Annotated in this window: 20 protein-coding genes and 1 pseudogene; 7 read left to right on the top strand and 14 right to left on the bottom strand. The window is 64.3% G+C overall.

Annotated elements, in window-relative coordinates; genetic code table 11:
- Positions 1 to 23: 23 nt before the first annotated feature.
- The 3 genes from ABID59_RS23875 to ABID59_RS23885 all read right to left on the bottom strand — a co-directional run bounded on the left by ABID59_RS23875 (position 24) and on the right by ABID59_RS23885 (position 3,980).
- Positions 24 to 857, bottom strand: coding sequence for an amidohydrolase family protein (locus tag ABID59_RS23875; RefSeq protein WP_354085000.1), 834 nt, complete (start codon positions 855 to 857; stop codon positions 24 to 26).
- A 22-nt stretch (positions 858 to 879) separates the two neighbouring features.
- Complete coding sequence (locus ABID59_RS23880; protein ID WP_354085001.1) at positions 880 to 1,719, bottom strand: shikimate dehydrogenase; 840 nt, start codon at positions 1,717 to 1,719, stop codon at positions 880 to 882.
- Between the two features lie 173 nt (positions 1,720 to 1,892).
- Entirely contained in the window at positions 1,893 to 3,980 is a 2,088-nt protein-coding gene (locus tag ABID59_RS23885) for an adenylate/guanylate cyclase domain-containing protein (RefSeq protein ID WP_354085002.1), read from the bottom strand.
- 238 nt (positions 3,981 to 4,218) lie between these two features.
- Between ABID59_RS23885 and ABID59_RS23890 the strand changes: the two genes are divergently transcribed.
- The 5 genes from ABID59_RS23890 to ABID59_RS23910 all read left to right on the top strand — a co-directional run bounded on the left by ABID59_RS23890 (position 4,219) and on the right by ABID59_RS23910 (position 7,634).
- Positions 4,219 to 4,524, top strand: coding sequence for a BufA1 family periplasmic bufferin-type metallophore (locus tag ABID59_RS23890; RefSeq protein WP_148753342.1), 306 nt, complete (start codon positions 4,219 to 4,221; stop codon positions 4,522 to 4,524).
- A gap of 39 nt (positions 4,525 to 4,563) precedes the next feature.
- Positions 4,564 to 5,481 carry an MNIO family bufferin maturase gene (bufB, locus tag ABID59_RS23895; RefSeq protein WP_354085003.1) on the top strand — a complete coding sequence of 306 codons (918 nt, stop codon included), beginning with the start codon at positions 4,564 to 4,566 and terminating at the stop codon, positions 5,479 to 5,481.
- A complete protein-coding gene (locus ABID59_RS23900) occupies positions 5,471 to 6,247 on the top strand; it encodes an HvfC/BufC N-terminal domain-containing protein (RefSeq protein WP_354085004.1) in 777 nt (258 codons plus the stop codon). Before bufB ends, ABID59_RS23900 begins: the two co-directional genes overlap by 11 nt.
- Complete coding sequence (locus tag ABID59_RS23905) at positions 6,247 to 6,756, top strand: DoxX family protein (protein ID WP_354085050.1); 510 nt, start codon at positions 6,247 to 6,249, stop codon at positions 6,754 to 6,756. The genes ABID59_RS23900 and ABID59_RS23905 overlap by 1 nt, the downstream gene beginning before the upstream one ends.
- 65 nt (positions 6,757 to 6,821) lie before the next feature.
- Positions 6,822 to 7,634 (top strand): class I SAM-dependent methyltransferase, encoded by an 813-nt coding sequence (locus ABID59_RS23910; RefSeq protein ID WP_354085005.1) that lies wholly within the window; start codon positions 6,822 to 6,824, stop codon positions 7,632 to 7,634.
- 31 nt (positions 7,635 to 7,665) lie between these two features.
- Here ABID59_RS23910 and ABID59_RS23915 read toward each other — a convergent pair whose 3' ends face one another.
- The 10 genes and pseudogenes from ABID59_RS23915 to ABID59_RS23960 form a co-directional block, all read right to left on the bottom strand.
- Positions 7,666 to 9,237, bottom strand: a complete 1,572-nt coding sequence (locus ABID59_RS23915; protein ID WP_354085006.1) for a L,D-transpeptidase — start codon at positions 9,235 to 9,237, stop codon at positions 7,666 to 7,668.
- 316 nt (positions 9,238 to 9,553) lie between these two features.
- Positions 9,554 to 10,744 (bottom strand): CaiB/BaiF CoA transferase family protein, encoded by a 1,191-nt coding sequence (locus tag ABID59_RS23920; protein WP_354085007.1) that lies wholly within the window; start codon positions 10,742 to 10,744, stop codon positions 9,554 to 9,556.
- 40 nt (positions 10,745 to 10,784) lie between these two features.
- A pseudogene (locus ABID59_RS23925) lies at positions 10,785 to 11,986 on the bottom strand (ABC transporter substrate-binding protein).
- 190 nt (positions 11,987 to 12,176) lie between these two features.
- Positions 12,177 to 12,872 carry an ABC transporter ATP-binding protein gene (locus ABID59_RS23930; protein WP_354034764.1) on the bottom strand — a complete coding sequence of 232 codons (696 nt, stop codon included), beginning with the start codon at positions 12,870 to 12,872 and terminating at the stop codon, positions 12,177 to 12,179.
- Positions 12,872 to 13,642: an ABC transporter ATP-binding protein gene (locus ABID59_RS23935; RefSeq protein ID WP_354085008.1), complete on the bottom strand. Its 771-nt coding sequence runs from the start codon at positions 13,640 to 13,642 to the stop codon at positions 12,872 to 12,874. The genes ABID59_RS23930 and ABID59_RS23935 overlap by 1 nt, the downstream gene beginning before the upstream one ends.
- On the bottom strand, positions 13,639 to 14,931 hold the full coding sequence (locus tag ABID59_RS23940; protein ID WP_354085009.1) for a branched-chain amino acid ABC transporter permease: 1,293 nt from the start codon (positions 14,929 to 14,931) through the stop codon (positions 13,639 to 13,641). The genes ABID59_RS23935 and ABID59_RS23940 overlap by 4 nt, the downstream gene beginning before the upstream one ends.
- A complete protein-coding gene (locus ABID59_RS23945; RefSeq protein ID WP_354085010.1) occupies positions 14,928 to 15,875 on the bottom strand; it encodes a branched-chain amino acid ABC transporter permease in 948 nt (315 codons plus the stop codon). The genes ABID59_RS23940 and ABID59_RS23945 overlap by 4 nt, the downstream gene beginning before the upstream one ends.
- A 120-nt stretch (positions 15,876 to 15,995) precedes the next feature.
- The gene (locus ABID59_RS23950; RefSeq protein ID WP_354085011.1) at positions 15,996 to 17,228 is read right to left on the bottom strand and encodes a branched-chain amino acid ABC transporter substrate-binding protein; all 1,233 of its coding nucleotides are present in this window, start codon (positions 17,226 to 17,228) and stop codon (positions 15,996 to 15,998) included.
- Between the two features lie 224 nt (positions 17,229 to 17,452).
- Positions 17,453 to 18,499, bottom strand: a complete 1,047-nt coding sequence (locus ABID59_RS23955; protein ID WP_354085012.1) for a fatty acid desaturase — start codon at positions 18,497 to 18,499, stop codon at positions 17,453 to 17,455.
- 260 nt (positions 18,500 to 18,759) lie between these two features.
- The gene (locus tag ABID59_RS23960; protein ID WP_354085013.1) at positions 18,760 to 20,196 is read right to left on the bottom strand and encodes a lipopolysaccharide biosynthesis protein; all 1,437 of its coding nucleotides are present in this window, start codon (positions 20,194 to 20,196) and stop codon (positions 18,760 to 18,762) included.
- A 272-nt stretch (positions 20,197 to 20,468) separates the two neighbouring features.
- Between ABID59_RS23960 and ABID59_RS23965 the strand changes: the two genes are divergently transcribed.
- The gene (locus tag ABID59_RS23965; RefSeq protein ID WP_354085014.1) at positions 20,469 to 21,554 is read left to right on the top strand and encodes a glycosyltransferase family 1 protein; all 1,086 of its coding nucleotides are present in this window, start codon (positions 20,469 to 20,471) and stop codon (positions 21,552 to 21,554) included.
- 100 nt (positions 21,555 to 21,654) lie between these two features.
- A complete protein-coding gene (locus ABID59_RS23970) occupies positions 21,655 to 22,722 on the top strand; it encodes an endo-1,4-beta-xylanase (protein ID WP_354085015.1) in 1,068 nt (355 codons plus the stop codon).
- Positions 22,723 to 22,780: 58 nt separating this feature from the next.
- Here the strand turns inward: ABID59_RS23970 and ABID59_RS23975 are convergent, their stop codons facing one another.
- Positions 22,781 to 23,731: a DUF6492 family protein gene (locus tag ABID59_RS23975; protein WP_148753327.1), complete on the bottom strand. Its 951-nt coding sequence runs from the start codon at positions 23,729 to 23,731 to the stop codon at positions 22,781 to 22,783.
- Positions 23,732 to 23,782 lie beyond the last annotated feature (51 nt).

The raw sequence follows: 23,782 nt of genomic DNA on the forward strand, positions 1-23,782 counted from the left end.
TCCTCCCCGTTTTGCTTTCTTTTCTATGATCCGTCGAAGCCGAGCAGTTTCGCCGGTGTCCGCCACAGCAGGCGATGCCGGTCGCCCGGATCCGGAAACAGTTTTTGCAGCCCCGCAAGCAGCGGCCCGTAGTCGAGCCTTTCAGGCGCACGCAGGAACGGATAGTCCGATCCCCAGACGCAGCGATCGAGCGTGAAGGCCTCGACCAGCGCGGCGATGAACGGCCAAATGTCCTGATAAGGATGTGGCAGCTCGGAGAACTTGTAATAGCCGGAGAGTTTGATGTGCGCGTCGCGCTCGCGGCCGATCGTGAGCAGCGCCTGGAAGGCCTTGCCTTGCACGCCTTGCGCGACCGAGGGTCGGCCGCAATGATCGAACACCAGGCGCACCGGCGATTTGTCGATCAGCGGCAGCAGGTCGAGCAGCTGATCGTTCTCGACCTGGATCTGGAGGAACAGGCCGAGGCTCGTCAGCTTCTCCAGCAGCGGGGCAGTGTTGCGATAATAGTCGGCGCCGTGGAACGGCACGTTGAAGGCGACGCCGATCACGCCGGCCGCCTTCAATCGTTCCAATTCGCGGATATCGACGTCGTTCTCGACCACGGCGACGCCCTTGAGGCGGCCGCCGCCCTGCCTCAAGGTGTCGAGCAGGATGCGGCTGTCGCTGCCATAGCCGGTATTGGTGGCGACGACGAGCGCGTGGCGGACATCAAAGGCATCGAACACGCGGATGAGCTGCGCGGCCGGCGCGATCTCCTGCCCGCTTGGCCGGTACGGCGTATCGGCGCCGTACGGAAAGCGCACGGGATCGAGCGCGTGGATGTGGCAGTCGATCTTGGGGCCCGCCGGCAAGGTCATGGCGCAAAGCTCCCCGCGCGGTTCAGAACGTGGCCTCGATGGCCTTGATCAGCTCGGGCGTCACATCAGGCATGACGCCGAACCAGGCCTTGAAGGCGAGCCGCGCCTGGTTGAGCAGCAGGCCGAGCCCGTTCACCGTGACGCAGCCGCGGGCGCGGGCATTAGCCAGGAACGGCGTCTCGAGCGGCGTGTAGATGAGATCGGCGGCGAGTGTCGTTGACTTCAGCCGCGACAGATCGATCTCGAGCGCGCTTTTGCCGACCATGCCGCGATCGGTGCAGTTGACGAGCAGCGCGACATCACTGAGCGCCGCGGCGCGATCGTCCCACGGAACGGTGCTGACGGCGGAGCCGAATTCGGTCGCGATCGCCTGCGCTTTCTCCGCCGTGCGGTTGGCGATGCGGATCTCGCGGGCGCCGTTCTCCAGCAGCGCCACGACAACCGCGCGCGAGGCGCCGCCCGCGCCGAGCAGCAGGATCGGCCCGGCATCGCCACGCCAGTCTGCTTTGGCGTCGCGCAGGCTCAGGACAAAACCGTTGCCGTCGTTGTTAAAGCCGGACAGCGTGCCGTCGGCTTCGACGACGATGGTGTTGACGGCGCCGATGCGCCTGGCGGTCTCGTTGACGCGGTCGAGCATCGGCATCGCCGTCTGCTTGTGCGGCATGGTGACGTTGCAGCCGCGGAACCCGAGCGCGATCAACCCGTCCAGTGCAGCCTCGAGCCGCTCCGGCTTCACCGCGAGCGGGACGTAGGAGCCGCGGATGCCGTGCGCCTTCAGCCAGTAATTGTGGATGACCGGCGAGCGCGACTGCGCGACCGGCATGCCGATGACCCCCGCCAGCCCAAAACCGTCCTGCGACATGCTGCGCGTCCCGTCCCGACCAGCGCCCTTCGGCGCGCGACCATGTTATTTGGTCATTTGTCCAATTCTATTAGGCGGAATGGCTATCGCGCGCAATCTGAATCTCGGAGCCGGTGAAGGGAGAACGCGAAAGCCGCGCGCATTTCGGACGGTCGCCGGTCCTCGCCTCGCGGCTATTTTGTCGTCAGCGCGGCGACCGGCCGCCACGACGTGTCGGGCGCGACAGTCGCGAACTGCCGGCAACGGTCCCGCATCAATTCTGCCGGGCGATCATGGCCGCGCTCATTCAGCACGGCTTCGAAATCGGCGAGCGCGGCGGCAAACCGGCGCGCGCGATAATTGGCAAGGCCGCGCTCATAGTCCGCAATCCATCCGGCCGTGCCGTCGCCTTCCCCGGCAAGTCCGATCAATTCGTAGACCGAGAAACCCTCCTCCCGTCCGTAAACCGCGATGCTGTCGATTTCCCGCGTGACGATGGCGCCGCGTGCGAGGCATTCGGTCGCCTCGCCAATCAGGATTTGCGTGCCGTAAGACTTGTTGGCGCCCTCAAGGCGGCTTGCGACGTTCACGGCATCGCCGATCACGGTGTAGTTCAGGCGCAGCTCCGAGCCGATGTTGCCGACCAGCATGCGGCCGGAATTGATCCCGATCCGGATCTGGAGAGGCTGGCCGAAATCGTCGGAAAGGCCCGACGCCTCGATCGCCCTGCGGCAGCCGAGCGCGGCGCGACAGCAGCGCAGCGCATGATCGGCCTGCGGCTGCGGCGCGCCCCAGAATGCCATGACGGCGTCGCCGATGAACTTGTCGATGGTGCCGCCATCGGCGACGATGACTTCCGAGGCGGCGTCGAGATAGCCCGACAACAGCGGCACGATGCGATCGCCCATGCGCTCGGATAATCCGGTGAAGCCGGCGATGTCGATGAACATCACGCTGAGCTCCTGAATCGTGCCGCCGGGTTTCGCTTCGACACCCTGTCGTAGCAGCGAGCGAACGAGATCTGCCGGGATGAATTTGCGAAAGGCGGAGAGACCGGCCGCCATCTCGGCGATCGCACCCGACAGGCTCGTGATCTCCTTGAGCCGCGACGGGTGCCGACGAACCTTCTCCAGCGCAAAGGCTTCGACATGACGGAGCTCGCCGACCACGCGCGTCAGCGGCGCGGCAATCACCGAACGTGCCAGCATCGCCGACACCAAGGCCGCAAGCACGGCGCCGACGGCAAGACCGACGATCAGCCGCCGCAGCGTCGTCTCGACAGGTCCGAGAAATTCGGCCTCGGGGATGACGGTTGCAAGCGACCAGCCCGGGAACGGCAACGGCGTCAGCGCGACTTCGTAGGCCGCGCCGTGCGAGGCGAGCCGGCTTCGCCACGCCTCCTTGCGGCCCTGGTCGCCGGCCTGGGCCAGCGCCAGCCGCGCCAATGGCAACAGCTTCTGCTCTTCACGCGCTGAATGCAGCTCGTCGGCATCCATGTCCGGCGCGGCCACGAGTTCGCCACTGCCATCGAAGATGAAAGCCGCGCCGGTACGGCCGACCTCGAGCTGGGAGAGGAAACGCGCGATCCTGGTGTATTCGATAATGATCGCAAGCACGCCCTGCCGTTCCTGGTAAACGTCGATCGGACCCGCAAAGGCAATCGACGGCCGCTCGCCGGTCGGATGGTTCGAGACCCTGAACCATTGCGGCTCCTCCGCTGCGAGGCCGGTCTTGAACCAGGCGAGGTCGGCGACGCGAAATTCGGTCGGCTCGAAGCGGCGATTGGCGAATTCGATGTCGCCGGGCACAACGTCATATTCATCGATCCGGCGCTGGCCGGGATGATCGGTCAGCGAGATCTCCATCATCTCCAAACGGCGGTCGCCGAGCTTGTGAGCGGCAAAGAACGAGCCGTCCGGCCAGCCGAAGGCAACCGAGGAGATCGTCGCCTGCGATTGCAGTTGCGACAGGAACACGAACTCGCGCTTGTCGGCCTCGCGGGTGTCGAGCACGTTCTGCAAAAACAGCGTGCGGATGGCGGTATGGGCGGCGCGTGCCTCGTCGACGATGGCCGCGACCTCCTTGCGGACCGCTGCCACGATCTGCTCGTTGATGGTCGCGGCCAGTTGCCGACTGGTTGCTTCCGCCGTCCGCCACCACAGCAGGCTGGACAAGGCGGCGGTCAGCAGGATCGCGGTCAACACCAGCGCCGAGACCGCAAGGCGGATGCTGACCGTCAGCCTGGCGAGCGCGTGAAAGTGCCGTCCGGGATCAACGTTCATCGTGGGTTCCGTTCTCCGGCAGGGCCGCGACCCGGCCATATCTCCTGCTATCGCTCTACGTGGCGCGCCTGCGTTCGTTACATGTGGCAGGCACCACCCACCGCCTTCCAACCAACCGTCTCGCGGACACGCTCACGGACTCGTGAGCAGCTCTATGCGTAACACGAGCTGCGTACGTGACGAACCCGACAATGCGCTCTTCGCTTGCCAAGCGATGCTATCCCGAAAGGAGAATTCCATGTCTGCCAAACTTGCCGTCACTACGCTCGTTCTCGCCGGCGCCATGTCGACTGCGCTCGCGACATTTGCCGCTGCTGCTCCGCTGACCAAGGCCGAGGCCGATGCGGCGATGGCCGCCAAGAAGGAAAAGTGCTTCGGCGTTGCGCTGAAGGGCCAGAACGATTGCGCGGCCGGACCGGGCACCACCTGCCAGGGCACCTCGACCACCGATTTCCAGGGCAATGCGTGGAAGTTCGTGCAGGGCGGCACGTGCACCAGCATCGACCTGCCGAACGGCAAGAAGGGCTCGCTCAAGCCGGTCTGACACCAGCACATCGCCAAACAGGGAAAGCGGAGGAGCGACATGACACTAGCGATCGGGCCCGGCCCGTCCACATCCACGCCCCTCCGCTTTCCGTCTCCAATCGGCGGCATCGCCGGCACCAGTTTCAAGCACGAGCATCTCAAGGCGATCCTCGCGGACGGCCCGAAGCGCGGCTTCTTCGAAGTTCATGCCGAGAACTACATGGGCGCGGGAGGGCCGCCGCACCGCGCCCTGGACGCAATCCGCCGCGACCATCCGCTGTCGCTGCATGGCGTCTGCATGTCGATCGGCGGGCCGCAGCCGCTTGACAAGGCGCATCTGGCCCGCTTCCGCGGCCTGGTGGCGCGCTACCAGCCGGCGCTGGTGTCCGAGCATCTGGCCTGGTCGACGCATGAGACTAGCTTTTTCAACGATCTGCTGCCGCTGCCCTACACCGAGGCGACGCTGCGCCACGTCTGCGCTCACATCGACGAGATGCAGGAGGCGATCCGGCGTCCGATCCTGCTGGAAAACCCGTCGACCTATCTCGCTTTCACGGAAACGACCATGAGCGAGACCGATTTCATCCGCAGCGTTGCGGAGCGCACGGGATGCGGCCTGCTGCTCGATATCAACAACGTCTTCGTGTCCGCGACCAATCACGGCTTTTCGGCGCTCGACTATCTCGCTGATTTTCCGCTGTCGCGCATTGGCGAAATCCACCTTGCCGGGCACGACGAGCAGGCGGACGATGACGGCGAGCCACTCCTGATCGACAGCCATGACGGTCCGGTCGCGGACGCGGTGTGGAAGCTCTACGAGATCGTCATCGAACGCTGCGGCCCGGTGCCGACGCTGATCGAGTGGGACAGTAAGATTCCTGATTGGCCGGTTCTGCAAGCGGAAGCCGCCGCTGCACAGGCGATCCTCGATCGCTGCGGGACCGCCAAGCCCGCGGAGGATCGTCATGCCGCCTGAGCCGATCTCGTTTGCCGCGGCGTTCGCGCCGGCGCTGCTCGATCCGACGCGCGACGCGCCTCGGATCGTAACCGGCCCTAACGGCAAGGCCGCCGGAAAGCGCTACGACGTCTATCGCAACAATGTCACGGTGAGCCTGATCGACGCGCTCGCTGCGATCTATCCGGCGGTGCAACGCATCACCGGCCCTGACTTCTTCCGCGCGATGGCGCGCTCCCATGTTCGCGGCAGCCCGCCGACCTCGCCGTTGCTGTTCGAATATGGCCGCGGCTTTCCGGACTTCATTGCACGATATGAGCACGCGCAAACCATGCCCTGGCTCGCCGATGTCGCCCGGATCGAACGAGCCTGGCTCGACGCCTATCACGCGCGCGACGCAACGCCGCTGGCGCCGGCGCAACTCGCGGCGGTCGCACCGGATCGACTGGCCGACCTCGTTCTCACACCGCACCCGGCAGCGCGGGTCGTGCGCGCTGAATTTTCCGCCGTGACGATCTTTGCCGCCAACCGCGATAGCGCGCCCGTGAGCCGCATCGACGCCTCGACACCGGAAGACGCGCTGATCACGCGGCCCGGCTTCGATGTCATCGTGCGGCACCTGCCTCCCGGCGGGGCGGTGTTCGCAACCTCCCTGACGGAGGGGCGGCCGTTCGGCGAGGCTGCGGCATCGGCGCTGGACGCCTCGCCCGACTTCGACATCGCCACCAACATCGCAGGTCTGATCGAAGCCGGCGCATTCACGTCAATCGCCTTCGGAGACGCATGATGATCACGGACCAACGCTTGTCGGCCGAAGGAAGCCTGCCGCCACTGGGGCGTCTCGTCGACAACGCCAATCGTCTGGTGCAGACGATTGCTGCGCCCTCGCTGGTCCAGCTCGTGCTGCGGCTGGCGCTGGCGGTGCCGTTCTGGCGCTCCGGCATCCTCAAATGGGGCGGCTTCCTCAAGCTGAACGACACCGCGGTGACGCTGTTCACCGACGAATTCGTGCTGCATTTGCCGGGCGGCCCCTATCACTATCCCGCGCCGGCGGTGATGGCCTTCCTGTCGGGGTGCGGCGAGATCACGTTCCCGATCCTGCTGGTCCTCGGCCTCGGCACACGGTTCGCAGCCCTCGGGCTGCTGTTCATGACAGTGATCGTCGAGCTCACCGTGCCCGACGGCTGGCCGGTGCACATCACCTGGGCCGCGATGGCCCTCGGCATCATGGCCTACGGACCCGGACGCGTCTCGCTGGATCATTTGATCGGCCGGGCACACTCGCCCGGGCGATAGGTGCGGCCAGGGCGGTCGGCCTGTGCTATCCTGGCCGTGATAGCTGAACCTTCAGCGAGGCATCCATGTCCAGCACTGACAAGGTTTTCGCCGGCTCGGTCCCAAAGCTGTACGACGAATATCTGGTGCCGCTGATCTTCTCCTTCTATGCCGACGACCTTGCCCGGCGCATCGCGGCGCTGTTGCCCTCGGACCTGCTCGAGATCGCCGCCGGCACCGGTGCCGTCACACGGGCCGTGGCGGCGCTGCTGCCTCCCAGTGTCCGCTATGTCGCGACCGACCTCAACGAACCGATGCTCGCGGTCGCGAAGCAGCGTCAGGGCGATGACCCCCGCATGTCCTGGCGACAGGCGGATGCGCTAGCGCTGCCCTTCGACGATGCCGCGTTCGACGTCGTCTGCTGCCAGTTCGGCGCCATGTTCTTTCCGGATCGCAGCAAGGGCTATGCGGAAACGAAGCGGGTGTTGAAGCCTGATGGCGCGTACCTGTTCAGTGTCTGGGACCGTATCGAGGACAATGTGTTCGCGGACGACGCGACGATCACGCTCGGCAGGATGTTTCCCGACAATCCGCCGCTGTTCATGGCGCGGACGCCGCACGGCTACCACGACAAGGCTGTCATCAAGGCCGATCTCGAACGCGCGGGCTTCAAGGACATCTCGATAGAGACGCTGACAGCAATGAGCCGCGCGCCCTCGGCGGAATATGTCGCGATCGCCTACTGCCAGGGAACGCCACTGCGCGGCGAGATCGAGGCCAGGGATGCGAGCAAGCTCGAGGCCGCAACCGATGCCGTTGCGCTAGCCATCCGAAAACGCCACGGCTCCGGACCGGTCGAAGCCAGGATTCAGGCCCTGGTGATCACGGCCCGGCCGTAACGGCGCGAGCCGCTACGCTCCGGCCGCGCGCCTACCAAAAGCTCCGCTGCACCGGCTGCGTCGATTGATAGTACTGGTACTGGCCGCCGCGGCGGCGCGGATTGACCGGCTGCGGGGTGGGATCGCGCTGCCCAAAGAAGAAGAAGCCATTGCCGCCAAAGCCGTTGCCGCCCCAGCCATCGTCGGTGGCCACCTCCATCGGCGGCGCAGTCGGCTTGCGGGTGATAAAGCCGCCTTGCGGATGGTTGCTCAGGACGGCGACGAACTCGGTGCGATAGTTGGTCTCGGCGCTCAGCGGCTCGTCCGAGATGATGATCGACGAGCGCGGCAATGCGGTCGGCCCGATGCGATCCCACACCTCCTGCGGAATGGTGACGCGGTCGAGCGCATCCTTGGCGCTGTCGCCCTCGTCGATGGTGACGACGCTCCAGCGCAGGCCGGTGTCGTTCTTCGCCATCGCCGTGAAGATGTGCGTGCCGAGCGGCTGGTCGGGATTGCGGATGGTGACGGGAACCTCGATGCTGGTGTCGAACACCTCGCCGCCGCCGTCGGGCGCTGGCTTGTGGGTATTGCGACGCACGTAGAGCTTTTGCGTCGAGCGGCTGATGTAGACCGAGACCGGCTCGAGCGCGAGCTTTGCGTCGGTCGCAGCCTTCACGGCTTCAGCCTTCTTGGCCGCGGCCGCCTTGGCGGCATCCTTTGTTGCGGCAACCGCGTCGCGCTTCGGTTGCGCGGCGGCCTTGGCGGCGTCCAACTGAGTTGCCGCATCCGCGGCCTTGGTCGCGGCCTTCTGCTTCAGCTCGTCGGCCTTTGCCTTGGCCTGATCAGTCTTGGCATTCGCGACCAGCTTGTCGGCATAGGCGTTGTCGGCGTCGGCGCGCGCCTTCTGCTGCTCGAGCTTGCGCAGCGATGCCGGAAGCGATTGCGCATCCTTCGCGGCTGCCGTCGCGGCCTTCTTGGCGTCATCAGCCGCGCTCGCGGCTTCCTCCGCCTGGGCGGACAGCTTGTCGGCACGATTCGGTGCCGCCGCGATGGCCTCCTTGCTCGGCACGAACAGCGAGGGATGCGAGAAATCGACTGGAGCGGCGTCGTTCGGCGAGATGATCACCCGCATGCCGATATTGGTCTTGTCGAACAGGCCTTCGGCGAAGGGGAAGGGCATCCGCACGCAGCCGTGCGAGGCCGCGTAGCCGGGCAGCGGCCCGCCATGCAGCGCGATGCCGTTCCAGGTGATGCGCTGCATGTTCGGCATCCAGGCATCGTCATACATGGTGGAGTGGTGGTCCTTGTCCTTCTCGATAACGGCGAAGACGCCGGCGGGCGTCTCGCGCCCGGTCGTGCCGGTCGAGACCGGCGCGCGCAGGATCCAGCCCTCTGAATCGTAGAACGTGACCTGCTGGCTCTTGATCGATACGATCGCCATGATCGGCTCGCCGGCCTCGCGCTGCGCCACCGCCTCGGCGGTCTGGCGCGGCTGCTTCGCCGCCACGGCGCCGGGGATCATTGCGGACAGCGCAACCGCCGCCGCGAACATCACAATTCCAGGAGGCCCCCAACGCCGCATCGCTCCATTGGATTGCGCCGTCGTCATCAGGTCTTTCATGCCATTCCCCGGTTGCCGGTCCGCACTTGCGTCGATCATCGATCAGATTGCGATCTCTAGATTAAGAAATCCCAGTCACCATCCGTTCCGTATCGGGCGATTTTCGGTCGGTTCCGGCGACAAAGCTCTCATATACGACGGCCCCCGCCGGCGGAAGGGCGGTCCGCGGCCGGGGCTGGCCTGGAGCTGGCGGGCGCGCTCTGCGGCAGAATGTCCACCTGAAGCGGCAGGACGGAATGTGACCGGAATCACAGAGAATTGCGCCAGGACGGCCGGCAGCAAGCGGTAGCGCTCGGCGTCAGTTGGCCCGCCCGCTCTACGGCGCGCCAACTGCCTTGTTCGCAACGAGCGCTTCGATCTCGGCTTCGCTCAGACCCGCTTCGCGCAACACCTCGCGCGAATGCTCGCCAAGGCGCGGCGCCATGCGATGGATACCGGCCGGGCTTTCGGAGAATTTTGTCGCCGGACGCGCCTGCCGAATCCGTCCCTCAGTCGGGTGATCGATATCCGCGAACAGTCCGACAGCCGCGAGGTGCGGCTGATCGCCGATCTCGGTGAGCCGGGCAAACGCGGTGTGCGGCACGTCCAGTCGCAGCAAAAGTTCCTCCCACTCTGCCGTGGTCCGGGTCGGTCCGATCTCGCTCATGCGGTCGTAGATCTTGTCGATGTTCTGCGAGCGCAGCACGGGATCGCGCACGCCGAGCTCGTCGCTCAATTCGGGGCGGCCGACGGCCTCGAAGAAGGCGCACCAATTGTCGCCCGAATAAGGCAGCATCGTCAGCCAGCCGTCCCTGGTCTTCACCGGGCGCCGGTTCTTCATGCGCTTGTAGCCGGCCGGGCCGATCGGCGGATCGAACGCGTGTCCGCCCAGCATCTCGATGCTGTTGAAACCCGCGATCGTCTCCAGCATCGGCACCTCGACCATCTGGCCTTGTCCGGTGCGCTCGCGCCTGAACAGGGCTGCCGACACCGCACCGACCATCGCCATGGCGCAGATCTTGTCGCCGATCAGGCTCGGAACGAACTGCGGCTGCTCGTCAGATCCGATCGATGATGCGAGGCCGGAGGCCGCCTGGATGATCTCATCGAAGGCGGGCCGCGCTGCCCAAGGGCCGTCCTGGCCAAAACCGGTCGCGGCGGCATAGATGAGCCGGGGATTGAGCTTGGCGCAGTCGCCGTAACCGAAACCGAGCCGCGCCATCGCTGCGGGGCGCACATTGGTGACAAGAGCGTCGACCGTCGGGATCAGCTTCGCCAGCGCCGCCTTGCCGTCCGGATGCTTCAAATCGAGCGCGAGGCTGCGCTTGTTGCGGTTGACCGCCATGAACTGGCCGCTCATGCCGCGGTTCCGGAACACGCCGGTGTAGCGCCAGGTGTCGCCCGACGGCGGCTCGACCTTGATGACGTCGGCGCCCCAGTCGCCGAGCATTTGCGCGGCATAGGGTCCGAACAGCACGCTCGTCAGATCGAGAACGCGGATGCCGCTGAGGGGGCCGGTCGGTGCCATCGTCGCTTCACTGTGGTTGGAGGAAGCATTCACGGTGAGCCTACTCGCCGAGAACGTCGCCGAACAGCTCCCAGGATTTTCCGTTGAAGCGCGCCATCTGCAACTGGCGGATCGGCGTCACCTGCTCGGCCGAGGTGTTGAGCCTGATGCCGGGCAGCAGCATCGGCAGCTCGACGTCCTTGAACGACTGCGCCTGCTTCATCAAATTGGCGCGCGTGAGATCATTGCCGGCACGCTGCAGCACCATCTCCATCATCTGCGCCATGGTGTAGCCGGTGACGTTGAAGATATCGGCGGGATCAGCGCCGGAATTGTAGGTCTTCACCAGGCTTTCATGCCGGCGTCGTTCTCCCAGCGCGGATCACCGGGATCCTTCAGGAAGGCACCGGTGACGATGCCGACGGAATTCTCGAGCCCGGCCGGCGCCAGCACGGAGCCGACGGAATTGGAGACGGCGGGAACGATGATCTGCGGCTTCCAGCCGAGCTCGGCGACCTTCTTGATCGCCTGAGCCGCGAATTTGGGCGTGCACTCGTTGAAGAGAACGTCGGCGCCTGCGGCCTTGAATTTGACGATCTGGGAGTCGACCGTCGCATCCGTCGTCTCGTACACCGCTTCCGACACGATCTGGCTGACGTGCTCGCCAAGCCCCTCCTTGAAGCCGGCGAGATAGTCGCGGCCGGGATCCTCGTTCGGCGTGATCACCGCGATCCTGGCGTCGGGCTTGTTCGCCAGAATCCACTTGGCGTAGATCCGTCCTTCAGTCCTGTAAGTCGGCTGCGAACCGGTGGTCCAGGGAAAATGATGCGGATCGTTCCAGCGGCTGGCGCCGCTCGACGGGAACAGCTGCGGCACCTTCTTGACGTTGAGATATTTTTGCGCGGCGATGTTCGGGCCGGTGCCGAGCATCGAGAACATCGCCAGGACCTCGTCGCTCTCGACGAGACGACGCGTCTGCTCGACCGTCTTCGCCGGCGAGTAGGCGTCGTCCATGCTGAGAAGATCGACCTTGCGGGCGTTGATGCCGCCCTTGTCGTTGAGCATCTTGAAATAGGCGATCTCGGCGCGGCCGATCGCGGAATAGGCCGAGGCCGGTCCCGAATAGGGCATGGTCTGGCCGAGCTTGATGCCCGTGTCGGTCGCGCCGGTGTCGTAATTTCCGGCCGTCGCGACCGAAGCAGCGCTCAGGACGGCAAGCAGAGCGACGACTCCGGCGATGAACTTGAATTGGTGGCCGGGCATGCGCGGCATCTCCTTCCCTGGCAGAGTGCATCGACGCGCGGGCTCGCAAGGCCGCGGTCAACGTCCTCCGCTTCGTTTTTTGGTTATCATCGGCCGCATCGTTCGCGATGTCGGCAGGCGGGACGATACCTTGATTATCAGGCGTGAGATGTAGCTTAGAATTCAGATGCGTATGCGCGGCTTGCAGCCGTCAGACCTCGAGCCATTCCTGCCGCACGGCGGCATTGGCCTTGAGCTCTTCCGGCGTGCCTTCGAACACCACGCGGCCGTGGCCCATGATGTAGACGCGCCTGGAGATGCGCATCGCGATCGACAGTTTTTGCTCGACGAGGAGGATGGCGACGCCGGCCTGCGCTATCCGCGCGATGAGATCGCCGACCTGCTGCACGATCAGCGGCGCGAGGCCCTCGGTGGGCTCGTCGATCATGATCAGATCGGGATCGCCCATCAGCGTCCGGCACGTCGTCAGCATCTGCTTCTCGCCGCCGGACAGCACGCCCGCGGCCGTATCGGCACGCGCGGCGAGATTGGGGAACATGTCGAGCATGTCCTGCAGCCGCCATTTGCCGGGACGGCGCGTGTCCTTGATGCCGAGCAGCAGGTTCTGGCGAACCGTCAGGCTCGGGAAGATGTCGCGATGCTCGGGCACATAGCCGAGCCCGAGGTGGGCGATCTTGTAGCTGGGCAGGCCCGCGATGTCCTTGCCCTTGAAGCGGATCGTGCCTTGCGGGGCGACCTCGCCCATGATCGCCTTGACCGTGGTGGAGCGGCCGACGCCATTGCGGCCGAGCAGGCTCACGACCTCGCCGGCACCGACATCGAGGTCGACGCCCTGAAGAATGTGGCTCTTGCCGTAATAGGCGTGGAGATCTCTGACCTCGAGCATCAGTGCGCTTCCTCGCCGAGATAGGCTTCCTTGACCTTCGGATCGCGCCGGATCTCTTCCGGCGTGCCCGATGCGATGATGTGGCCATAGACCAGCACCGAGATGCGGTCGGCGAGGCCGAACACGACGCTCATGTCGTGCTCGACGATCACGAGCGTCTTGCCCTCGGTCAGCCGCCGGATCAGCGACACGGCGCGCTCGGTCTCGGCGTGGCTCATCCCGGCGGTCGGCTCGTCGAGCATGACGACGGTGGCCCCGCTCGCGATGGTGATGCCGATCTCGAGCTCGCGCTGCTCGGCATAGGTCAACAAACCCGCCGGCACGTCACGCCGATGCGTCAGATGAATGTCGTCGAGGATCCGAGCCGTGCGCTCGCGCACCTCAGGCAGGCTGTCGACGTTCTTCCAGAACGCGTAGCGATGCCCCGTGGCCCACAGCACGGCACAGCGCACGTTCTCCCAGACCGTCATGCGCGCGAACACGTTGGTGACCTGGAACGAGCGCGACAGGCCGCGGCGGTTGATCTCGAATGGCCGCAGGCCGGAGATCACATCGCCATTCAGCTTCACCTCGCCCGAGGTCGGGGCGATGTGGCCGCTGATCAGGTTGAACGTGGTTGATTTGCCGGCGCCGTTCGGGCCGATGATGGCGTGACGCTCACCCTCGGCAACGCTGAGATTGAGGTCGCGGATGATGCCGACATTGCCAAAACGCTTCTCGACAGCGCGGACTTCGACGGCTGCGCCCTTTCCAGATACCGCTCCGCTCATGCGAGATACCCCCGCTCCCGCGCCACCGTGCCGGCGCGGTCCCACGCCTCCGCGATCCGCCGCCAGGTCAGCCGCGCGACGACGAAGCCCCCGACAACGAGGACCGCCGCCGCGATCCATGTCACCGGCGATGTCGGATTGAAGGCGATGCCGAACAGGTTGATTGCGTCGCCGCCGGAGAAACGTGCGACGGTCTCGATGGCCAGGATCACGCCGCAAGCGAGCGCGACCGTCGGCACGATCGCAACGAGATAGGACGGGATCACCGTCCATAGCGTCCCGGCGCGGATCAGCGGCCGATGCATCATCAACAGGCCGGCAATGCCGCCCGGCGCATACATCACGATGCCGATGAAGATGATGCCGAAATAGAGCTGCCAGGCCGTGGTGAGGTTGGTCAGCCCGAGCTGGAGATAAGTGACCAGGATCGCGCCGAGGATCGGGCCGAAGAAAAACGCAGTGCCGCCGATAAAGGTCGAGAACAGCACGAGACCCGACTGGATCGCGCCGAGATAGGCGGAGTTCGCGATCTCGAAATTGATCGCAGCAAGACCTCCGGCGATGCCGGCGAAGAAGCCGGCGAAGCAGAACGCGATGTAACGAACGACGTGCGGATCGTAGCCGATGAACTGGACACGCTCCGGATTGTCGCGGACCGCGTTGCAGATCCGCCCGAGCGGCGTGCGGGTCATCGCATACATCGCGATCGCCGACAACACCAGCCAGAAGGCGATGAGATAATAGACTTGAAGCTGCGGCCCGAACGACCAGCCGAGCATTTTCGACAGCGCGGTGCGGTCCGTGGTGATGCCGGACTCGCCGCCGAACACCGAGCGCAGGATCAGCGATGAGGACGCCACCAATTCGCCGATGCCGAGCGAGATCATCGCAAACACCGTGCCGGCGCGCTTGGTCATGACCCAGCCGATGATCATCGCAAACACGAGGCCGCCTAGCCCGCCGAACAGCGGAATGAACGGCAGCGGGATCGGCCAGCCATGCGACACCACCGCATTCATCATGTGGCAGGCCGCGAAGCCGCCGAGGCCGTAATGCACGGCGTGACCGAACGACAACAGGCCGGTCTGGCCGAGCAGGATGTTGTAGGACAGCGCGAACACGATCGCGATGCCGATCAGGCTGAAGGATGTCAGCGAGCCGCCCGACGAGAAGATCATCGGCAGGACGATCAGCACGACGATGCCGATCAGCCAGACGCCGTAGAAGCGCAGGCTTCCGCCGGCAGCATCTGCCGCCGCCTTGGAGGTCGAAGTCGTAGCCGTGGTCATGATTCGCGCGTCCCCATCAGGCCCATGGGGCGTACGATCAGAATGACCACCAGCAGAAGGTACGGAACGATCGGTGCGACCTGCGCGATCGTGACGTTCCAGATGTCGGTGAGGACGGACGGTCCTGCCGACGGATCGAGCGGTCCGAAGGCGCTCGCCAGCGAGCCATCGAGCGCCACTGCGAAGGTCTGCACCAGCCCGATGACGAGCGACGCGATGAATGCCCCCGGCAAGGAGCCGAGGCCGCCGAACACGATAACCACGAACAGGATGGGTCCGAGCGAGGCCGCCATGTCGGACTGGGTCACCAGGGCGGGACCTGCAATGACGCCGGCAAGGGCGGCGAGCGCGCTACCGACCCCGAACACCGCCATGAAGACGCGCCCGACATTATGGCCGAGATGCCCGACCATGTGCGGATGCGTCAGCGCCGCCTGAACGATGAGACCGACGCGGGTGCGTTTCAGCACGATCAGCAGCGCCACGAAAATGATGACCGACACGGCCAGCATGAAGATCTTGTAGGCGGGATAGTTGGTCGAGAAGATGGTGAAGGCCGGGAAATCCAGCAGCGCCGGCACGCGGTAGTCGAGCGGGCTCTTGCCCCAGATCATCGAGACGATCTCTTCGATCGCAAAGGCGAGACCAAACGTCAGCAGCAGCTCGGCGACATGGCCGTGCTTGTGCGTGTTGCGCAAGCCGTAGCGCTCCACCGCCATGCCAATCCCACCAACCAGCAGCGGCGCTACCACCAGCGCCGGCCAGAAGCCGATCCACTTCGTGAGCTGGAAGCCGAAGAAGGCGCCGAGCATGTAGAAGCTGGCATGGGCGAAGTTTAGCACGCCCATCATGCTGAAGATGACGGTCAGCCCGCTCGACAACAGGAAGAGCAGCATGCCGAACAGCACACCGTTCAGGGTCGAAATGACAATGAGTTCAAGCACAGCGCACTCATGGGTATCCGGGGCTCGCTGGTCCCGGTGAACATCGCCCAACCGATCAAATGCATTCCGGCCGCCTTCTCGCGACCGATAGCGGCCGCGGAAAGGCGACGTATTCCCTGATTACGGCCGCGCCATCTTGCAGGTCGTGGAGACCATGGCCTGCGGCGTGTCGATCCTGGAGACCAGATGCCAACCCCAACCGGTGCTCTCCTCGTCGAACGGCTCGCTCTCGGTCAGCTTGCCGAACGAGGAGATGTAGATCGGCTGCAAGAACTGATGATCGTCCTTGCGCATGATGCCCTGGCCACCGTCCAGGACATCGAACTTCAGGTCCTCGAGCGCCGCCGCCACCTTCACGGGGTCGATCGAGTTGGCCTTCTCGGCCGCGGCCTTGAACATCCGCATCTCGTTGACCGCACGCGGATACCACAGCGACAGGTTCACCTTGGCGCGGAAGGCCTTCTCGTAGTCCATCGCGACCTTGTTGCCGGAGTTGGCAAAGCCTTCGGTGATCTGGAAGACTTGCCCATCGAGACCGGTCTGCTTGATGGCGGTCGGGCCACCGGCGCCGCCGGCATAATAAGTGTACCAGTTGACCTTCAGCCCGGCATCGGCTGCGGCCTTGAGCAGCAGCGCGAAATCCTGGCCCCAATTGCCGGTGACGACGCTATCGGCGCCGGACGCCTTGATCTTGGCGATGTAGGGCGAGAAGTCCGTGACCTTCAGCAGCGGATGCAGCTCGTCGCCGACGATCTGGATGTCGGGCCGCTTGGCTCCGAGCATCTTGCGCGCATCGGTGCGAACGGACTGGCCGAACGAATAGTCCTGGTTGATCAGGTACACCTTCTTGATGGAGGCGGTGTCCTTCATGTAGTTGGTCAGCGCTTCCATCTTGATGTCGGAGCTCGCATCCCAGCGGAAATGCCAGTAGCTGCACTTCTCGTTGGTCAGGCTCGGATCGACGGCGGCGTAGTTGAAGTACAGGACTTCCTTGCCGGGATTGCGCGAGTTGTTCTTGGTGACGAAGTCCGACAGCGCCGCGCCCACGGACGAGCCGTTGCCCTGGGTGATGTAGTGAACCCCGGCGTCGATCGCCTTCTGGGCCTGAACCAGGCTCTCTTGCGGATTGGTCTTGTTGTCGAGCGGGACGATCTCGATCTTGTGGCCGAGGATGCCGCCCTTCACGTTGAGCTCGTCGGCCAGATACTGGAATGTCTTCAAGCCACCCTCGCCGACACTGGCGCCGCCGCCGGAGAGCGGATCGATGTAGCCGATCTTGAGGCTGTCCTCGGCCGACGCTGCATGACCAAGCATCGGGACGATCACGGCAATGGCCAAAGTGAGCTTGCGCATTGTTTGTTTCCTCGCTGAATTTCGACTTTAGTCGATAGATGCATGCGCATATTGCTGCGCAATTTCAAACTCCTACTGAGCAGAACGGGCTTTGATTGACAAGCTCGGCAAGGCATGGCTCCGGCTGCCGCTACCGCAAAATGTAAAAGCCGGTGGCCTATCGCGTTTGCAGAAATTTCCGTGACGAGAAATAGGCACCGCGCGGCAACGCCGGTGGGTGCCGGCTACAGGTTACAACAGTCCGCGATCACGGGCAGATCGGGCATGGACCGGGCTCTTACCTCCGCAAAGGAGACGAGCCGCAGGCGCTCCTCATCCCATAAGACCAGCGGCACAGACCGCAGACTCTGGAGCAGGGTCATTCGTCCGACGCCAGCGAGCTGCGGATGATCCCGCAACACATCCGGCAGTCGATAGCAGGGAATTCTGCTGCTGAGATGGTGGATGTGGTGGATGCCGATATTGGCCGTGAACCATCGCAAGACAGTCGGCAAATGGTAGTGGGAACTGCCATGCAGCGCAGCCTCGTGAAAACTCCAGCCTTCGTCATGGGACCAGTACGTGTCCTCGAACTGGTGCTGAACGTAGAACAGCCAGACACCGATCGACGCCGCCAGAATTATGATCGGCAGATGCACAAGCAGGAACGGCCCATAGCCCACCAGGCGGATCATCGCGGCGACGAGAACCGCGATGGCAGCATTTGTGCCCATCGTGCTCAACCAGGGCTTCCAGCCGCCGCGCATCCTCCCGACCGGCAATCGGTGCTTCAGGATGAACAAATATGAAGGACCGACGCCAAACATCACCATGGGATGCCGGTAGAGACGATAGAGCATCCGACGCCATCGAGATTGCGCGAGAAACTCGCGGACGGTCAACGTATCGATGTCGCCAAGACCCCTGTGATCGAGATTGCCGGAGCTCGCATGATGGTGCGCATGATTATGCCGCCAATAATCGTAAGGCGTCAGTGTCACGACACCGATGGCCCGGCCGACCCAGTCGTTCACGACCCGGCTGCGGAAGAACGAGCCGTGTCCGCAATCGTGCTGGATCATGAAGAGGCGGACGAGCAAGCCGGCTGCGGGCACCTCGAGCAGCAAGCCAAGCCAATAGCCATTGTCAAAAGCATTCCAGGCCAGAGCCCAGATGGCCAGCAACGGCACTGCCGTGACTGCCAGTTCGAGGACGCCGCGCGTACTGTCGGGCTCGCGATAACGGCCGAGCAGTTGCGCCAATGCACGGATTTCCGGCATCCTTTGAGCCATATCTAGTCTGCTTTCTGAAAATGCCCGCCCAGGACGGCACGCTTCCCGCGCACGAACGCCTTCGGCAGTGGCTCTGAGGTCGCGCTTCCAAACACTCTCTTATTGATTCGAGCGCGAATGTCCTGCCGAGCAGTATTGCACAATCCAATATCCAACATCCACCCCCGAATTTCCCGGGACAGTACGGCCCACCGCGATTGCAATCAGATGCGGGCTACCCTCCTGTTCCGACGATGCGGGCGGGCGGCGTCGGCCCGCGGCTAGACGCCGAGCGCCTTCCGGTTGAAAGTCCGCAGGAACTGGAGCGACAACGTCCGCACATTCGCGACATTCAGCAGCCACGCGGCGGCGGTGTAGGCGAGGCCGCCCGCAACACTCACGACGATCAGCGACACGAGGCCGGTGCCGCCGACCTGTGCGCGTGCGATGAGGATCGCAGCCGCCATCACTGCTGCCGATGCCGCGACGCCGGCAAGCCGGTTGAGGTCGAACGGCACGGGATGGGCGCGGTGCATCAGCGTGACAGCGACAACGAAGCCGATTGCCTCGGTCGCCAGCGTCGCCAGCGCCGCACCGTAGAGGCCGTAGCCCGCTACCAGTGCGATCATCAACGCCACACTCACAACCAAGGTGAGGAACGACTGCGCCGCCAGCATGAACGGCCGCTCGGCGAGCTGGAAGCTGATCTGCACGTAGAATTGGTTCGCGATGCCGAAGAAGCGGGCGAGCACCAGCGTCGGCAACAGTGCCGACACGCCGGCGCGGAAATCGACGCCGACGAGCGTGCCCGCGACCTGGTCGGATGCGAGCGCAAGCCAGACCGCGACGGGTGCGACGACGACGAGCAGCAGCTCGAGACTCTCGGTCAAGCGCTCCCGCGTCGTCTCGTTGTTCTTTTCCGACAACGAACGAAACACCAGTGGCACGGTGGCTGCGGCGACGCTGGAGGCGATCATGACCATGAACTGGCGCGGCAGATCGGCGGCGACGCCAAAAATACCGGCGGCGTCCCTGCCGAGCAGCCAGGCGACGATGAGCCGGTCGCTGGTCGAGTAGAGCGCAACCGAGAGCCCGGCCAGCGTTAGCGGCAGGCCGTAGCGCGCCAGCTGCATGAACTGGCTGCGCTGAAAGCGCGCGATCTTCGTGCGATCGCCAACGAGGTTGAGAATGATGCCGGTCAGCGAGCCCAGGCCGAACGCCGCGAGCAGGCCCATGCCGCCCCAGCCAAGCCAGATCCCGAGCAGGCCGAAGCCCACGCTCGACACGCTGCGCACGATCGAGATCGCCGCGAAGCGATAGGGGCGCAATTTGGCACGCTCGAACTCCTGGCCGACATCGACCGCATTCGACATGATCGCGACGAACATGCTGGCGAGCACCAGCTCGACGCTGACATCGCCGCGGAACAGGAACACCAGCGGGGTCGCGGCGCACATGGCAACGACCGTCAGCGCGAATGCGACCATCGCCGTGCCGCGAAAATCAACCTCCGACGACATCGCCTGGTAGCGTGACACCGACAGCTTGATCCAGGCGAAGAAGATCGCCCCCAGAATGCCGGCAATGCTGATGCCGACGACATAGACGCCGTACTCCGCCGGCGTCAGCAGCCGCGTGTAGGCGGTGACCGCGAAGAAGCCCACCGCCGCGGGCAGGATGTAGGCAACGAGATAGATGGAGAAATGGCGATTCAGCATGCGTGCACGGCACCGGCGGCCTTGAAATCGAGCGGCCGTTAATCAGTTGGACTTTGGCTTGACGATCGAAGGCTTGACGATCGGACTGCGCCGCAGCATCTCCCAGGATAGTCATTTAAGTCTGCAGAACGGCCGCCGAATGGGGTGGCCTCCCCGGTTTCGCGCGTTAGCGTTAAATTTGCCCTGTCCTTGTACGGACCGACCCGATCACCGAAAAGAAACCATGATTTCAAGGCGTCGCCCGGCTTTCTCTTAATATGGACGTGACTGACATGGACGTTGCCGAGCGTGTGCGGGCAAACCCCGCCTCCGTGCCCCATGGCGGGACGGATGCGTCTCTGGTCCCGGCCGCCCCCGCCGACCGGGACGAGCGGATGACGCTCAACCTGTTCTTCGAGGAGCGGGACGACCGCTGGTTTCCGGGCGACCGCCACATCCGGCCGCTGCTGCGGCGGATGCTGCTCGGCAAGTCCTGGATCAGCGGCCAGCGGCGCGTGTTCCTCAATCTCCGTGCCGGGCTCGACCGGGTCGGGATCCGCTATCGCGTCAACGACTACGGCTACATCCGCAAGCATCCGGACGAGCTCGCCTGCATCATCGGGCGTCCCTTCGTGCTCGACTGGTTCGCCTGGCAAAACCCGCTTTTGCTGGGGGTCGCCATGTACAACCACCCCGTGGATGCACCGGAGCATCTGAAAGACTTGCACAAGAAGACGATTTTGGTGCCCTGCGACTGGTACGCGGAGATGTGCCGGCCGTACTGGCCGCATGTCGAGGTCTGGCCGGTCGGCATCGAAACCGATGTGTGGACCGAGACCGCCGCCGAGCAGAAGAGCGTCGATGTGCTGCTCTATGACAAGGTGCGCTGGGAGCACGAGCGCTACGGGAGCGAGCTGATCGAACCGATCCGCCGGCATCTCGAAGCCAGCGGCCGCTCGGTCGAGGTGATCCGCTACGGTCACTACAAGGAAGACGACTACAAGGCGGCGCTGGCGCGCTGCCGCAGCATGGTGTTCCTCTGCGAGCATGAGAGCCAGGGCATCGCCTGTCAGCAGGCGCTGTCGAGCGGCGTGCCCGTGTTCGCGTGGAATCGCGGCGGGCCGTGGCAGGATCCGGAGTATTTTCCGGACAAGGTGAGATACGAAGGCGGCGTGTCGTCGGTGCCCTATTTCGACGCACGTTGCGGCCGCACGTTCATGGACGCGAACGGCTTCGTCGCCGGCTGGAGCGGCTTCTGGTCGCAGGTCAGCGCGGCCGACTTCGCACCTCGCGATTATGTGATGGACAATCTGACGCTCGAAAAGGGCGCGCTTCACTATTACGGGATCGCTGAGGCGGTGCAGCGTCAGGCGCGCTGACAAGACCGTTCGCGAAAGTTAACCCAACAACAGGAAACCGCGGCGTCGCAAGGCGCCGCTTGGTACATTGGCGCGTTGGTTCCGAAAGGGCGGCCGCCACGTGATGAAGCTCGACAGACGCGAATTTCTCCTCGGCAGCGCCGCAACGCTCGCAGCGGGCGTATCGGCGTCAGCACTTCCGGTGTCGAAACTTGCGCAGCGCCGTCCGGGCTATGGCGCCGCCGCCACGCTCTGGGACCTGCAGGCTGATCCGCGGCTCGGCGAGGCCATCAGCACCTATTGTACGCAGGTGGTGCCGGTGCTCGAACTGAAATGGCCGATGCTGCGGCCGGACGCGCACACGTTCGCCTTCGAGCGCGCCGATGCCATCTATGATTTCGCCCAGAAGAACGACCTGACCATGCGCGGCCACGCGCTCGCCTGGTATCACGACATTCCGGACTGGACCAAGCAGATCAAGGATTCGAAAGGCGTCGAGCGCGCCTATGTCGATCACATCAACACCGTCGTCTCCTACTACAAGGACAAGCTGACCTCGTGGGACGTCGTCAACGAGCCCATCCCTGACAATCCCAAAAGCGTCACCGACCGGCGCGACACGTTCTGGACGCAGCATCTCGGCGACCGCTGGATTCCGCTCGCCTTCCGCGCCGCTGCCGCGGCCGATCCCTACGTCAAGCTCGCGATCAACGAATACGATATCGAGTCGGCGAAGGACTCGTTCATCGCCAAGCGCGCCGCCTACCGCAACCTCATCATGAATCTGCTCGACCAGGGCGCGCCCCTGCACGCGGTCGGACTGCAATCGCATCTGCATGCCGAGCTCGAGATCGACACCCATGGGCTCGCCGAGTTTGTCACCGAGCTCCGCGCGTGGGGCCTGGAGGTCTACGTCACCGAGCTCGACGTCGACGATCAGAAGCTGACGGGAAGTGCTTCGGAGCGCGATGCCATCGTCGCCAAGCGTGTCGACGATCTGCTGACGGCGATTGCGACCAGCGGACCGGCACGCTCGATCCTGACCTGGGGCATCTCCGATCGTTACAGCTGGATCAACGGCACCTTCGCCCGCAGCGACAAGCAGCCGAACCGCCCGCTGCCGCTCGACGGCGAGTTCAAGCCGAAGCCGTTCATGGACGTCATCAGCAAGTTCACGAAGGACCTGTGAGGCTTTGCCTAAGCATGATCTTTTCGGAAAACCGCTGCACACTTTTCCGGATCATGCTTTAGCCGGTTTTGGGCGTCTCGAAAGCGGTCGTGTCGCCCATGTGGTCGGGAGACAGGCTGGGACCGCGGCGGTCGCGCGAATTCAGGCGGAAGACGTCGCGGATGTCGTCAATCGAGGTCGACGAATAGGACTGGATGCAGAGCGCGACCTGCTCTGGCGATGCGGCGGCCATCAAGGCTTCGATCGCCGCGCGATCGAGGCGGGTGTCGTCCCAGTGCGAGACGGCGATACTGTCTTCGCTCACTCGGTGTGCCGCCAGATGTTCCGGCGAGTTCGCGACGAAGTTTCCATACAGCAGGTACTCGGAGAATTTCTTCTTCCGGCACAGCGCCAAGGCCCAGCTGAGGCCCGTCGCCGACTTGATGGCGCCGGTCATCGCGCGCGCGGCGTCCTTGTCCCAGACCAGCGCGTTGCCGACATAATCGTCCGCCGGGAAGGCGCGCTCCTTGATACCGAGAAGCTGATCGACGGTGCGGAGCCACAGCACATGCAGGGGATGGTCGGCGTCGATTCCCTTGCGCGTGACGAACAGCGGCGTTTTCTCCGCACCGGCATATTGGCCGACGTCGAACTCGCGGAAGAACAGATTGTCCGAGTCGAGAATACAGACGCGCTGCTCGGGTCCATTGAGCACGCCGGCGATCTTCAGGATCTGCTGGATGTGCCAGCCATGGACAGGCGATGACAGCAGCGACAGCCAGACACGGCGATTGCTGATGAACTGGAGCGACGGCGGCAACGCCCACAGCCATTTCGGCAGGTAACGCGAGGCCGGAACGATGACGCGCTTGTCGGACGCAAACCGCTCGAACAGCGGCACGTCCTCATCGTTAACGAGAACATAATGCCGCGTGTAACCCGTCAACCAGGTGTCGATGCTCTCGCTCAGCAGCGAGAAGCGCTCGATATCCTTGGCATAGCTAGCAGTCAGCAGGGCAACGGAATGCATGATACGTGCTCAAATGGCCATCGAAACAGACTCATACAAGCGACGGAAGAC

Origin of the sequence: Bradyrhizobium sp. S3.3.6 (assembly GCF_040546905.1) — a bacterium.
In the GTDB taxonomy this organism is placed as follows: domain Bacteria; phylum Pseudomonadota; class Alphaproteobacteria; order Rhizobiales; family Xanthobacteraceae; genus Bradyrhizobium; species Bradyrhizobium cytisi.

Coding starts and splice junctions, on each gene's coding strand:
- ABID59_RS23875 (WP_354085000.1), bottom strand. CDS start 857: ATGACCTTGCCGGCGGGCCCCAAGATCGACTGCCACATCCACGCGCTC.
- ABID59_RS23905 (WP_354085050.1), top strand. CDS start 6,247: ATGATCACGGACCAACGCTTGTCGGCCGAAGGAAGCCTGCCGCCACTG.
- ABID59_RS23900 (WP_354085004.1), top strand. CDS start 5,471: ATGCCGCCTGAGCCGATCTCGTTTGCCGCGGCGTTCGCGCCGGCGCTG.
- ABID59_RS23975 (WP_148753327.1), bottom strand. CDS start 23,731: ATGCATTCCGTTGCCCTGCTGACTGCTAGCTATGCCAAGGATATCGAG.
- ABID59_RS23915 (WP_354085006.1), bottom strand. CDS start 9,237: ATGAAAGACCTGATGACGACGGCGCAATCCAATGGAGCGATGCGGCGT.
- bufB (WP_354085003.1), top strand. CDS start 4,564: ATGACACTAGCGATCGGGCCCGGCCCGTCCACATCCACGCCCCTCCGC.
- ABID59_RS23890 (WP_148753342.1), top strand. CDS start 4,219: ATGTCTGCCAAACTTGCCGTCACTACGCTCGTTCTCGCCGGCGCCATG.
- ABID59_RS23940 (WP_354085009.1), bottom strand. CDS start 14,931: ATGACCACGGCTACGACTTCGACCTCCAAGGCGGCGGCAGATGCTGCC.
- ABID59_RS23935 (WP_354085008.1), bottom strand. CDS start 13,642: ATGAGCGGAGCGGTATCTGGAAAGGGCGCAGCCGTCGAAGTCCGCGCT.
- ABID59_RS23880 (WP_354085001.1), bottom strand. CDS start 1,719: ATGTCGCAGGACGGTTTTGGGCTGGCGGGGGTCATCGGCATGCCGGTC.
- ABID59_RS23950 (WP_354085011.1), bottom strand. CDS start 17,228: ATGCGCAAGCTCACTTTGGCCATTGCCGTGATCGTCCCGATGCTTGGT.
- ABID59_RS23960 (WP_354085013.1), bottom strand. CDS start 20,196: ATGCTGAATCGCCATTTCTCCATCTATCTCGTTGCCTACATCCTGCCC.
- ABID59_RS23920 (WP_354085007.1), bottom strand. CDS start 10,744: ATGGCACCGACCGGCCCCCTCAGCGGCATCCGCGTTCTCGATCTGACG.
- ABID59_RS23965 (WP_354085014.1), top strand. CDS start 20,469: ATGGACGTTGCCGAGCGTGTGCGGGCAAACCCCGCCTCCGTGCCCCAT.
- ABID59_RS23885 (WP_354085002.1), bottom strand. CDS start 3,980: ATGAACGTTGATCCCGGACGGCACTTTCACGCGCTCGCCAGGCTGACG.
- ABID59_RS23955 (WP_354085012.1), bottom strand. CDS start 18,499: ATGGCTCAAAGGATGCCGGAAATCCGTGCATTGGCGCAACTGCTCGGC.
- ABID59_RS23910 (WP_354085005.1), top strand. CDS start 6,822: ATGTCCAGCACTGACAAGGTTTTCGCCGGCTCGGTCCCAAAGCTGTAC.
- ABID59_RS23930 (WP_354034764.1), bottom strand. CDS start 12,872: ATGCTCGAGGTCAGAGATCTCCACGCCTATTACGGCAAGAGCCACATT.